General features: G+C 69.1%; 11 protein-coding genes and 1 pseudogene. 6 read left to right on the plus strand and 6 right to left on the minus strand.

All coding sequences use genetic code 11. The features are described 5' to 3' along the window. Both A5646_RS30205 and A5646_RS26890 read right to left on the minus strand, forming a co-directional pair. Window positions 1–75 (minus strand): annotated as a pseudogene (locus tag A5646_RS30205) (SRPBCC family protein); the annotation flags it as partial. 9 nt (window positions 76–84) lie between these two features. Next, window positions 85–984 (minus strand): oxidoreductase, encoded by a 900-nt coding sequence (locus A5646_RS26890; RefSeq protein ID WP_197498168.1) that lies wholly within the window; start codon window positions 982–984, stop codon window positions 85–87. Between the two features lie 62 nt (window positions 985–1,046). On the opposite strand from A5646_RS26890, the gene aspS reads away from it, so the two are divergent. Further along, window positions 1,047–2,813 carry an aspartate--tRNA ligase gene (gene aspS / locus A5646_RS26895; RefSeq protein WP_066878115.1) on the plus strand — a complete coding sequence of 589 codons (1,767 nt, stop codon included), beginning with the start codon at window positions 1,047–1,049 and terminating at the stop codon, window positions 2,811–2,813. A gap of 6 nt (window positions 2,814–2,819) precedes the next feature. Here the strand turns inward: aspS and A5646_RS26900 are convergent, their stop codons facing one another. Beyond that, window positions 2,820–3,020, minus strand: a complete 201-nt coding sequence (locus A5646_RS26900; RefSeq protein WP_066878116.1) for a hypothetical protein — start codon at window positions 3,018–3,020, stop codon at window positions 2,820–2,822. 161 nt (window positions 3,021–3,181) lie between these two features. Between A5646_RS26900 and A5646_RS26905 the strand changes: the two genes are divergently transcribed. From A5646_RS26905 to A5646_RS26915, 3 genes are all read left to right on the plus strand, one after another. Next, the gene (locus A5646_RS26905) at window positions 3,182–3,856 is read left to right on the plus strand and encodes a 2OG-Fe dioxygenase family protein (protein ID WP_066863574.1); all 675 of its coding nucleotides are present in this window, start codon (window positions 3,182–3,184) and stop codon (window positions 3,854–3,856) included. Window positions 3,857–3,960: 104 nt separating this feature from the next. Beyond that, entirely contained in the window at window positions 3,961–4,404 is a 444-nt protein-coding gene (locus A5646_RS26910) for a nitroreductase family deazaflavin-dependent oxidoreductase (protein ID WP_066863551.1), read from the plus strand. A gap of 3 nt (window positions 4,405–4,407) precedes the next feature. Further along, complete coding sequence (locus A5646_RS26915) at window positions 4,408–5,475, plus strand: aromatic acid exporter family protein (protein ID WP_066878118.1); 1,068 nt, start codon at window positions 4,408–4,410, stop codon at window positions 5,473–5,475. 5 nt (window positions 5,476–5,480) lie between these two features. Here A5646_RS26915 and A5646_RS26920 read toward each other — a convergent pair whose 3' ends face one another. Continuing rightward, window positions 5,481–5,870: an MmcQ/YjbR family DNA-binding protein gene (locus A5646_RS26920; RefSeq protein WP_066863545.1), complete on the minus strand. Its 390-nt coding sequence runs from the start codon at window positions 5,868–5,870 to the stop codon at window positions 5,481–5,483. A 98-nt stretch (window positions 5,871–5,968) separates the two neighbouring features. Here A5646_RS26920 and A5646_RS26925 point away from each other — a divergent pair, with 98 nt between their 5' ends. After that, window positions 5,969–6,940: a transglutaminase family protein gene (locus tag A5646_RS26925; protein WP_082984867.1), complete on the plus strand. Its 972-nt coding sequence runs from the start codon at window positions 5,969–5,971 to the stop codon at window positions 6,938–6,940. Next, window positions 6,933–7,988, plus strand: coding sequence for a putative zinc-binding metallopeptidase (locus A5646_RS26930; protein ID WP_066863539.1), 1,056 nt, complete (start codon window positions 6,933–6,935; stop codon window positions 7,986–7,988). The genes A5646_RS26925 and A5646_RS26930 overlap by 8 nt, the downstream gene beginning before the upstream one ends. Before the next feature lie 17 nt (window positions 7,989–8,005). Here the strand turns inward: A5646_RS26930 and A5646_RS26935 are convergent, their stop codons facing one another. Both A5646_RS26935 and A5646_RS26940 read right to left on the minus strand, forming a co-directional pair. Next, window positions 8,006–10,621, minus strand: coding sequence for a circularly permuted type 2 ATP-grasp protein (locus tag A5646_RS26935; protein WP_156752906.1), 2,616 nt, complete (start codon window positions 10,619–10,621; stop codon window positions 8,006–8,008). Between the two features lie 190 nt (window positions 10,622–10,811). Beyond that, entirely contained in the window at window positions 10,812–11,600 is a 789-nt protein-coding gene (locus A5646_RS26940) for a hypothetical protein (RefSeq protein WP_231998484.1), read from the minus strand. Window positions 11,601–11,795 lie beyond the last annotated feature (195 nt).

Genomic DNA, 11,795 nt, shown 5'->3' on the forward strand with positions numbered 1-11,795 from the left:
CAGGTCGACGCTGTTGCTGAAGACGAACGGTGCCGAGTCGATGAAGTTCAGATCCACGCGCTCGCAGGGGAACATGAAATCAATCTAGCCGGGGCCGTCGCTGGCCGCGGCCAGTAAGGGCACTATCACGTCGCTGATCGGCGTGGCCAGGCCGTGGGCCCGGCCCTTGCGGATGATCACGCCGTTGCGGATGTCCCATTCCATCCGCCGCTGATGTTCGGCGTCGGTCAGGATCGAGGTGCTCATGTCCTCGGCGACGTTGCGGAACATGTCCACCAACTCGTCGACCACGCCGTCGGCCAGCCGGGCGCCCTCGGCCCGCGCGACGGCCAGGCATTCGGCGACGTAGCGGCGCGCCAGGGCGGCGACGTCGTCGCGGCGGAACATCCCGGACCGCCTGCGCGCCAGTGCCATGAAGCCGGCCAGGGCGTTGGTGAGCAGCTTGTGCCAGGCCGCGGTGATGATGTCGGGGTCGCAGTCCACCCGGCACCCGGCGTCGCGCAGCAGCTCGGCGACGGCCTCCGCCGACGGCCCGCTGGGCAGCACCAGGGCCGGTTCGGTGCGCAACCGCACCCAGCCTTCGGGCTGCATCTGGGCCGAGTACCACACGATCCCGGGGATGACGGGGGATTGCGGGCACAGCGGCTGCACCTGTTCGACCTGCTCCACACCGTTTTGCAGCACCACGACGATGGTGTGGACGTCGCACAGCCGGGCCAGCCAGCCGCCCGCCGCCTCGGTCTGGGTGGCCTTGACGGCCAGCAACACCACGTCCACCGGCCCGGTCACCTCGGCCGGATCGGTGTGCACGGGACCCGGCACGACGATCGGGTCGGCGCCGTCGGGTCGCACTTCGATCACGTCGCGCGGGGTGCGCCCGCACACGATGACGGAGTGGCCGGCCCGATGTAGCAGGGCGGCGGCCGTCGTGCCGACGGCGCCGGGACCGACCAGGGCGATGTTGGTAGCAGCGTCTGTGGCGATGCCACCGAAATTACCTCCTTTAGACTGGGCACTCGTTCTGGCCGGGTGAAGAGGAGTCTTTTGTGCTGCGCAGTCATGCCGCGGGTTCGCTGAGGAATAGCGACGCCGGGCAGCAGGTGACGCTGGCGGGCTGGGTGGCCCGCCGCCGCGACCACGGAGGCGTCATCTTCATCGATCTGCGCGACGCCTCGGGGATCGCCCAGGTGGTGTTCCGCGCCGAGGACGTGCTGGCCCAGGCGCACCGGTTGCGCGCCGAGTTCTGCGTCGCGGTCTCCGGTGTGGTCGAGATCCGCCCGGAGGGCAACGCCAACCCCGAGATCGCCACCGGCGACATCGAGGTCAACGCCACGTCGCTGACGGTGCTGGGGGAGAGCGCGCCGCTGCCGTTCCAGCTCGACGAGCCCGCCGGCGAGGAGCTGCGGCTCAAGTATCGCTATCTGGACCTGCGCCGCGACGGGCCGGCCGAGGCAATCCGGTTGCGCTCCAAGGTGAATGCCGCGGCACGGTCGGTGCTCGCCCAGCATGACTTCGTCGAGATCGAAACCCCGACGATCACCCGCTCGACCCCCGAAGGCGCGCGCGACTTCCTGGTGCCGGCCCGCCTGCACCCCGGCTCGTTCTACGCCCTGCCGCAGAGTCCGCAGCTGTTCAAGCAGTTGCTGATGGTGGCCGGCATGGAGCGCTACTACCAGATCGCCCGCTGCTACCGCGACGAGGATTTCCGCGCCGACCGCCAGCCGGAGTTCACCCAGCTCGACATGGAGATGAGCTTCGTCGACGCCGAGGACATCATCGCCATCTCCGAGGAGATCCTGTCCGCGCTGTGGGCGTTGATCGGGTATGAGATTCCCAGACCCATCCCACGGATCAGCTACGCCGACGCGATGCGGCGATTCGGCTCCGACAAGCCCGACCTGCGCTTCGGCCTCGAGCTGGTCGACTGCACAGAGTTCTTCAAAGACACCACATTTCGCGTCTTCCAGGCGCCGTATGTCGGTGCGGTGGTGATGCCCGGTGGGGCATCACAGCCGCGGCGCACGCTGGACGGCTGGCAGGAGTGGGCCAAGCAGCGCGGTCACCGCGGACTGGCCTACGTGCTGATCGCCGACGACGGCACGCTGGGGGGTCCGGTCGCCAAGAACCTGTCCGACGCCGAACGTGACGGCCTGGCCGCCCATGTCGGGGCCAAGCCGGGCGACTGCGTCTTCTTCTCGGCCGGTCCGCCGAAGCCGTCGCGGGCGCTGCTGGGGGCCGCGCGCGGCGAGATCGCCCACCGGCTGGGAATGATCGACGCGGGCGCCTGGGCGTTCGTCTGGGTGGTGGACCCGCCGCTGTTCGAGCCGGCCGACGACGCGACCGCCGCGGGTGACGTGGCCGTCGGCTCGGGGGCGTGGACCGCCGTGCATCACGCGTTCACCTCGCCGAAGCCCGGCCACGAGGGCGACATCGAGACCGATACCGGCAACGTGCTCGCCGACGCGTACGACATCGTCTGCAACGGCAACGAGATCGGCGGCGGGTCGATTCGTATCCACCGCCGCGACATCCAGGAACGGGTGTTCGCGGTGATGGGCCTGGACCACGCCGAGGCCCAGGAGAAGTTCGGATTCCTGTTGGAGGCGTTCACCTTTGGTGCGCCCCCGCACGGCGGGATCGCGTTCGGCTGGGACCGGATCAACGCGCTGCTGTCCGGCGTCGACTCGATCCGCGAGGTGATCGCCTTCCCGAAGACCGGCGGCGGCGTGGACCCGCTCACCGAGGCGCCCGCGCCGATCACCGCGCAGCAGCGCAAGGAGTCCGGGATAGACGCCAAGCCCGGGCGCGGTTAGCGGCGCCTATACCACTCGGTAGGTGTAAGACCACTCCACGTCTTGGCCGCCAACTGGGCTGCTGTCACCGAGTTCCAGATCGGACACCCGGTGGCCCCGCCTCACCTTGTGTTGCGCCTTCTGCATCGCCAGCGCGCGCACGTGGTTCGCGTCCATGCGTTGCGGCACGGTGATTTTGTCGCTGCGCACCTCGGGTTGATCGGCCATGCTGCATATCCTGCCCGAGATGCGCCCGGCCCGGCAGCGTTACCCCGAAGGCGAGCGGGTTTGCGGCTCGCCCGGTGCGGTATCCCCGCGCGGTGACCCGCATTCTTTCCGTGCAGCGGGCGAACGCCGACCCGGTGGCCGCCGCGGCCCAGCAGGTTGCCATGGCCGGAGCCGCGCTGCTGCCCGCCGTCGAGGTGAAGCGAAGCCTGGGTGCGGGGCGTGAGGACTGGAAGCGGTTCGCCCGGCACTGGGAACGGCTGGCGCCCGACGCGTACGCGGCGGAGTTGGGGGTGCGGCGGCTGCGTCGCTACGGCCAGTACTCGTTTCGTGACGGGGCGCTGCGCCCCATTCCCGAGCACACGTTCGTGCAGCCGGAGGACTCCAACCCCCTCTACGTCGGCAGGCAGCGCGAGTTTGAGCCGCTGACGGCCGCGTTCGCCGGGGATCCCTTGCTGTACAAGGTGATCGGGCTACTGTCCCGGGTCGCGTCGGCCCTGGACGACGTCGTGAACTGGAACGTCAAGGTGCATCCGTTTCGCACCCTGTCCTCGATGGAGCAGGGCGGGCGCCCGACGCCCGAGGGCATGCACCGCGACGGCGTCACCCTGGTCAGCTCCCTGCTGGTGGGGCGGCGCAACGCCAGCGGCGGCGAGAGCACGGTGTGCGACGCCGACGGCCGAGAGCTGCTGGTGACGACGCTGGCCGATCCCGGCGCGTTGCTGCTGGGCGACGACCGTCGCACCCTGCACGGAGTGTCCCCGATCCGGCCGATCGACGGCTCGATGCCGGCCCAGCGCGATGTCCTGGTGATCACCTTTGCCTCGGCCTGGCCGTGAGGTCGCCGTTTCATCGGCGGCTTTCAGCCGCCGTCAAAACCCATTACCGTGTCCGGGTGTTTGTCGAGCGGAATAGACGCCGAGCCGGGCAAGGTTGACCGGGCATGACTCAAACCCCTGACGCCGAGAACGTCAACGCATTCAACAAGAGCATCATCGACGAATTCCGGGCCAACGACGGCAAGGTCGGCGGCCAGTTCGAGGGCGCCAGCCTGCTGTTGCTGCACACCACCGGCGCCAAGTCGGGCCAGCCCCGGGTGTCGCCGCTGGCCTATTTCGAGATCGACGGCAAGCTCATCATCATCGGCTCCTTCGCCGGCGCGCCCAAGGACCCGGCCTGGGTGCACAACCTGCGGGCCAACCCCCAGGCGCGGGTCGAGGTCGGCGCCCCGCAGGGGGTGCAAGCGTTCGACGTGACCGCGCGCGAGCTGCCCGCCGACGAGCGCGCCGCGCTCTTCGACAAGGTCACCGCCGTCGCGCCGGGCTTCGCCGAGTACCAGGCCAAGACCAGCCGGGTGATCCCGCTGTTCGAGTTAATCCGGACCTAGCCGGTGGGCACTTCGCGGCCGGCGGCGCCCTCGTTGGTTGCCGCGGTCGCGCGTGCCGGCAGTAAGCGGCTGCGGACGGTCTGGTTCAACCTGGTGCAGACCGCGGTGGCCGCGGGCCTGTCCTGGTATTTGGCCCATGACGTCCTGCAGCACCCGCAGCCGTTCTTCGCGCCGATCGCCGCCGCGGTGTCGTTGTCGACCAGCAACGTGCTCCGGGCGCAGCGCGCCATCCAGATGATGATCGGGGTGACCCTGGGTATCGGGGTGGGCTCGCTGGTGCAGGGCCTGCTCGGGCCGGGGGACGTGCCCATCGGGGTCGCCGCCGTGGTGGCGCTGGGCGCCGCGGTGTTCATCGGGGGCGGCTTCATCGGGCACGGGATGATGTTCGCCAACCAGACGGTGGTGTCGGCGATCCTGGTGCTGGCGCTGTACCGCGGCGGCGTCGGGTTTGAACGTATCTTCGACGCGCTGATCGGTGGTGCGGTGGCCATCGTCTTCGCCGTCCTGCTGTTCCCCGCAGACCCGCGCAAGGTGCTGCGCAACGCACGCGTCGGGGTGCTCGGCGTGCTGCACGACGTAATGGCGCGGGCGGCGGACGTCGCCGCCGGACGCAAGGCGCCGCCGCCGGATTGGCCGCTGGCGGCCGTCGACCGGGTGCACGAACAGCTCAGCGGGCTGCTCGAGGCGCGCACCACCGCGCGTCACGTCGTCACCATCGCGCCGCGGCGCTGGGGGCTGCGGGAGGCGATCTCGGCGGCCGACCATCAGGCTGTGCACGTGGCGCTGTTGGCCGGTTCGGTGCTCCAGCTGGTCCGCGCCGTCGCACCCGGTGAAGACGGCGGGCGCGGGCGCCTGCCGCAGTCCGTGCACACCGTGCTGGTGGTGCTGGCGGCGGCGACCGCGCTGGCCGATCCCGACCCCGCGGGCGCGTGCGCGTACACGGCCTCGGCGCGCCACCACGCCGCGCAACTGCAGTCCGGGGCGCGGGAGAAGGCGCAGGTGATCCTCGCGGACGTCGTCAGCGCCTGCGTCGATGACCTGCAACGGGTCATCGACCTTCGAACCGTGTGAGCGATTCAGCGCGAGTCGGCCAGGAACTCCTGGACCAACTTGCGCGGGGCCTGGGTCAGCCACGCCTCGGTGATCAGGTCCTCGAGGTCGCGCACCGAGATCTCGGCCAGGTTGACCAGCACCGCGGGATAGCCGTCGAAATGCGGGGTGGTGAAGTAGATCCGCGGTTCGTCGTCGATCAGCGCGAACTTCACGCCCTCGTCGGACACCCGGACACCGAGGATGTCGCCCTGCGGGGATGGGAGACCGTTGCGTTCCAGCGCCTCACGTTCCGACGGCCGCAGCGGCCGCTCCCAGGCCAGCAACTTCTTGCCGACCCGCCAGTCGTGCGGTGACGGCTCGGAGGTGAGTGCCAGCTCACCAACGATGCGGGCGACCTCGCCCCACGTGGCCACAACACGATTGTGCTCCCGTTTTGGCGTGAGTGCCGCCGGATCGGCAAACGGTGGCCAACCGCGCGGTCTGCGGACCCCACGCGAGCGGGCGGCATGTGATGAGATCAGCGGTGGACAGGAGGACGCGCTTGCCAGCAGAACCAGGCGGACACGGCGGCGGGGCCGCCCGTCGCCATCGGGTGACCCACCGCACCGAGTACCGCTACTCCGACGTCGTGACCAGCTCTTACGGTCGCGGATTCCTCACCCCGCGCGACTCGCTGCGGCAGCGCTGCGTCGCGCACCGGCTGATGATCGAGCCGGCCCCCGGCGACAGCTCCACCAGCGAGGACAGCTACGGCAACGTCAGCTCCTACTTCCATGTCACCGAGCCGCACCGCGCCCTGAAGGTGACCAGCGATTCGATCGTCGACGTCTACCCGCCCGGCCCGGACCTGTACGGCGCCGGGCCGGCGGCCCAACCGTGGGAATCGGCCCGTCCGGTCGGACGCAGCGGGGCGCTGGCGACCGAGTTCACCCTGGACCTGAATCCGCCCGAGATCACCGACGAGATCCGCGACTACGCGGCGTCCAGCTTCACCCCCGGCCGTCCCTTGATCGAGGTGCTGCGGGATCTGACGTCGCGCATCTTCACCGACTTCACCTACCGGTCGGGATCGACAACGATTTCCACCGGAGTCAAAGAGGTTCTGGCCGCCCGGGAAGGGGTATGTCAAGACTTTGCCAGGCTGGCGATCGCCTGCCTGCGAGCCAACGGTCTGGCGGCCAGTTACGTTTCCGGATACCTGGCCACCGACGCGCCACCCGGAAAGGATCGAATGATCGGCATCGACGCCACCCACGCCTGGGCGGCGGTGTGGACACCGCAGCAGGCAGGCCAATTCGAGTGGCTGGGGCTTGATCCCACCAACGACCAGATGGTCGACGAGCGCTACATCGTCGTGGGCCGGGGACGCGACTACGCCGACGTCCCGCCGCTGCGGGGGATCATCTATACCAACTCAGAACACAGCGTGATCGACGTCGCCGTCGACGTGGTGCCTTTCGAAGGTGATGTGCTTTATGCGTGATTTCCACTGCCCCAACTGCGGTCAGCGTCTGGCATTCGAGAATTCGGCGTGCCTGTCGTGCGGCAGCGCACTGGGCTTCTCCCTCAACCAGATGGCACTGCTGGTGATCGCCCGGGGCAACGAAGGCGAGCACGCCGGCGCCGTGGACGCCGACGAGTACCAGCTGTGCGGCAACCTGCATCTGGCCGAGTGCAATTGGCTGGTGCCGAAGAACAACTACGGCCGGCTGTGCGAGTCGTGCTCGCTGACCACGGTGCGCCCCAACGACGCCGACACCGCCGGGCTGGCCGAGTTCGCCCGGGCCGAGGCGGCCAAGCGCCGGCTGATCGTCGAGTTGCACGAGCTGAAGCTGCCGATCATCGGCCGCGACGAGGATCCGCAGCAGGGCCTGGCGTTTCATCTGCTGTCCAGCGCCAAGGAGAAGGTGATGACCGGACACGACAACGGCGTCATCACACTGGATTTGGCCGAAGGCGACGACGTGCACCGCGAGCAGCTGCGGGTCGAGATGGACGAGCCCTACCGCACCCTGCTCGGGCACTTCCGCCACGAGATCGGGCACTACTACTTCTACCGGTTGATCGCCCCGTCGAGCGACTACCTGGCGCAGTTCAACGAGCTGTTCGGCGATCCCGACGCCGACTACCAGGCGGCGCTGGACCGCCACTACAGCGACGGCCCGCCGCAGGGATGGCAGGACGACTTCGTGTCGTCGTATGCGACCATGCATCCCGCCGAGGACTGGGCCGAGACGTTCGCCCACTACCTGCACATCCGCGACGCGCTGGACACCTCGGCGTGGTGCGGATTCGCACCGGCGACGGCGACCTTCGACCGGCCGGTCTTGGGGCCCAGCGCTTTTCAGACGATCATCGACATGTGGCTGCCGTTGTCGTGGTCGCTGAACATGGTGAACCGTTCGATGGGCCACGACGACCTCTACCCGTTCGTGCTGCCGGCCGCGGTGCTGGAGAAGATGAAGTTCATCCACACCGTGATCGACGAGATCACCTCGGAGGCCAGGGGACCCGCGGCGATCGCCGGCTAGGCCGCATCGTCGTCCGGCTAGGCCGGCATCGCCCGACGTACGCCGGGACCCCACAGTGGTTGCATGCCACCGGGCAGCGTGAGCTGGGTGGTGGTGATGACCTCGGCCAGGTTGCGCAGCTCGACATGCACCGCATCGAGCAGCTCCGCCAACTCGGCGCGGCGGCCGTCGTCGCTGACCCGTTCCAGCTCGGCGGGATGGGACCGCCGCAGCAGCGTGCCGATCTCATCCACCAGCCGTTCCGGGCGCGACGAGCCCGAGGAGCCGGGCAGGTCCTTGAGGTTGATCCGCAACCGCTCCACCTGGTACAGCAGCGACCGCGGGTTCTGCGCGTCGAACAGCATCAGTTCGGCCATGGCGGCCACGCTGACCTTGCCCACCGTGCGGCGCCGATAGATGACCGAGGACTCGCACGCCACCAGGGTGGACTCGATGATGGTTTGTTCGGCCGCGGCGCCGCGGACCACGGTCAGGGTGGCCCCCAGCAGCGCCGTCAGCCACAGCCCGCGTTCGATCCGCTTGCCGATGTCCATCATCGTCCAGCCCACGTCGCGCACCATCGACTCGTTGGCCACCCCCGACAGCGTCAGCATGCCGGCCAGCGTCTGGGTCTGCGCCCCGGTAAGCAGCGCGTCGGCCTCCGAAAGCGATTCCGGCGGTTCGCTTTTCAGCGCCAGCGCGCGCTCCACGCCGGCCAGCACCATCCAGGTGTCGTTGGACATCTGGTCGCGCACCGCCCGCGCCGCCAGCGCCAGACCCTCCACCGATTGCACCAGGGAGCCGGGCCGGTGCGGATCGACGGTGAGCGACCACAGCGTGGACGGGGCGATGGCGATCATTTCGGCGTGGTCGCCGTCGCTGTCGGCCGCGATGTCGGTGCCGGTGATGCGGCCCAGCGCCGTCATCAGCACCGGCACGCATTCGCTTTCCTCGCTCTGCTGATGGTGGCGGTAGACGTGGAACCGGTCGCGGGCGACGATGAGCAGCCGCGCCATGCTTTCCGCTCGCTCACCGTAACGGCCGATCCAGAACAGGTCGGACAACACGCGTGGTGAGCTGACGGCCCAGGTGCCCGCGGCCGTCTTCGCCGGTGCCTCCGGCGTCGGAAGGCTGATCGCCTCGGCGTGTGCCCGCTCGGTGGGCCGCACCCAGACATCCTTCGCCGCAGAGGTTTTCAAGACATACGCGGCCGGCCCGGGGGCCAGCACATAACCGATGCCGCCGATCATCGGCGCGTAACCGCCCCGCTGGGCGACGGTGAACAGCCGGATGCCGACGCCCGCCGACGACAGCACGCCGGCGTGGTCGGTGGGCGCGGACGAGAACTGCAGCAGCTCCTGGCCGATCCACTGCCAGGGCATCGCCTCGATGCGCGCGGCCAACCGGCTCAGCTGGTGTGACGAAAGCGCCGGGCCGACAATGGTTTCCGCGCCGACGGTGGACTTCACTAACAACGACGACAGCTTGCCCAGCAGGTGTGAGCGTTCACTGGCGATGCCGCCCCAATAGACCTGCGCGGTGGGCAGCTGCAGGGTTTCGGCCAGCAGGTGCTCGGCCATGGCGGGCAGAAAGCGCAGTAGCCCAGGGTTTTCCAGGATCCCGCTGCCCAGGGTGTTGACCACGGTCACCGTCCCGCGGTGCTGCGCCTCCACCAGACCGGCCACCCCGAGCCGGGAGTCGGCGCGCAGGTCCAGCGGATCCGTGTAGTCGGCGTCGACCCGGCGGAGCACCACGTCGACGCGTTTCAAGGTGCCCAGCGAGCGCATCCACAACATGCCGTCGCGCACCACCAGGTCGGCGCTTTCCACCATCGGGAAACCCAGCAGGGTGGCCAGATAGGCCTGATCGAACGCGGTCTCGGAGTAGATGCCCGGCGACAGCACCACCACCACGGGGTCCTGGGCGTCATCGGGTGCGGCGTCGATCAGCGCCAGCCGCAGCGCCTGGGCGAACGGTGTCGTGGGCCGCGGCGCGATTCGTTCGTAGAGGTCGGGAATCGAGTGCGCGACGACGCGCCGGTCGGCCAGGGCGTACCCGGCGCCGGACGGGGCCTGGGTGCGGTCGCCGTTGACCATGAAGGCGCCGTCCGGTCGTCGGCTGACATCGCAGGCGTGCATGAAAAGCTGGTGACGGCCCGGGATTTCGATGCCGTTGGCCGCGCGCACGTAGCCGGGATGACCGAACAGCAGTTCCGGGGGCAGCACGCCCTCGGTGAGCAGGCTGCGCGGCCCGTACAGGTCGGCCAGCACCGCGTCGAGCACCCGGGACCGCTGCAGCAGGCCGGCCTCGAGCACCTCCCAGTCGGCCGCGGACAGCACGATCGGCAGGGTGTCCAGCTGCCAGGGTCTGGGCTCTAGGGCCCGGCCGCCGGGCTCGACGTCGGTGTAGGTGATGCCGTCGTTGTCGATCAGGTCGCGCACCACCGAGCGCAGCCGGTCCAGCCCGGCGCGGCCACGCTCGGCGATGGCGTCGGCCAGTTCGCCCCACGCCGGGCGGACGTTGCCGTCCCCGTCGACGAATTCGTCGTAGCCGCTCGCCGGGCCGTGCCGCAGGTCGAACAGCGCTTGCTGGGCGCGCGCGGCGCGGTAGCCGGCCAGCAGCCGGTCGGCGTCATAGCGTGCGGTGCCCGCCATCGAGCCGGGTCCAGCCGGTGCGCCGGTGCCGAATGTCATGTCGGCAAAGGCCAATCAAAGGTGTGGCCGGAGGGGAGCCCCAGCGCCACTTTGATGTTCATAATCGCCGATCCCATCACACGCGCCGACCCGGCGCAGCGCACCGCAAACGCGGCGAGCGCGGCCGTAATCGAAAGACCTGCGCGCGGCGCTAGGCCGGCGCGGGCCCGGGCGGCGGACCGGACTGGTATCCCGCCTGCTGCACCGGGACCACATGTCCGCCGGATAGCTTGCGGTAGGCGTAGATCCCGAACAGGGAGGCGACCGGGGCCGCCACCAGCAGGCCGACGCCGCACACCAGGAAGCCCACCAAGAACAGCGCCACCTCGACCAGCCAGACCAGCAGGGCGTTGCCGAAGTTCGCTGTGACGGTGGAGAAGCTGGAGGTGAGGGCCTTGATCGGCTGCTCGGACCGGTCGATGGCGTAGGGGATGGTGAATTGGGCAAAGATCCCCAGGATCAGCCCGGGCAGGAAGCACAACGCCGAGGCGATCGAGGTGAGGATGCCGACCAGCAGCGCGGCCAGAAACACCGTGCCGAAGTTGCGCGGCTTGAAGAAGGACCCGATGGACACCGGCCGTCCGTCGGCCAGATCCAGGCAGCCGGACAGGAAAGCGGACTGGGCGAACGCCCCTACGAGGTAGGCGACCAGATAGCCGAGGATGAGCAGCGCCAGCCCACCGCCGTTGAGGTTCGCGGTGAAGGTGAAGTAGTCGTCGTCGGAGCTGTTCGTGGTGGAACCCACGCTTTGACTCAGGCCGACCAGGGCGGACGCGATGCCGAACAGCACCCCGTAGACGAGAGCCGAAACGATCAGCGCCACAGGGTTTTTGGTGAATGCGTTCCAGGCCCAGCCGAACGCGTCACCGACGCTGAACGCGGGCCGGGGCGGCGCCCCGTAGCCGGGTGGGGGCCCGTAGCCGGCAATCCCGGCACCCACGGCCCATCTTTGCTAAGTTCCGGTTGCCGAGTTCCGCGGGCGTTTTCTCAAGGAAACTTCGCCACACTTGGAAATCCGACAGCAAGGACGGACATGAGCCAACCTCCCGAGTATCCAGGCACCCCGTAGACGAGAGCCGAAACGATCAGCGCCACAGGGTTTTTGGTGAATGCGTTCCAGGCCCCGCCGAACGCG

The organism is Mycobacterium sp. 1245499.0 (genome assembly GCF_001673615.1).
GTDB lineage: Bacteria > Actinomycetota > Actinomycetes > Mycobacteriales > Mycobacteriaceae > Mycobacterium > Mycobacterium europaeum_A.

Coding starts and splice junctions, on each gene's coding strand:
- A5646_RS26900 (WP_066878116.1), bottom strand. CDS start 3,020: ATGGCCGATCAACCCGAGGTGCGCAGCGACAAAATCACCGTGCCGCAA.
- A5646_RS26910 (WP_066863551.1), top strand. CDS start 3,961: ATGACTCAAACCCCTGACGCCGAGAACGTCAACGCATTCAACAAGAGC.
- A5646_RS26935 (WP_156752906.1), bottom strand. CDS start 10,621: ATGGCGGGCACCGCACGCTATGACGCCGACCGGCTGCTGGCCGGCTAC.
- A5646_RS26930 (WP_066863539.1), top strand. CDS start 6,933: ATGCGTGATTTCCACTGCCCCAACTGCGGTCAGCGTCTGGCATTCGAG.
- A5646_RS26925 (WP_082984867.1), top strand. CDS start 5,969: ATGAGATCAGCGGTGGACAGGAGGACGCGCTTGCCAGCAGAACCAGGC.
- A5646_RS26905 (WP_066863574.1), top strand. CDS start 3,182: ATGGCCGGAGCCGCGCTGCTGCCCGCCGTCGAGGTGAAGCGAAGCCTG.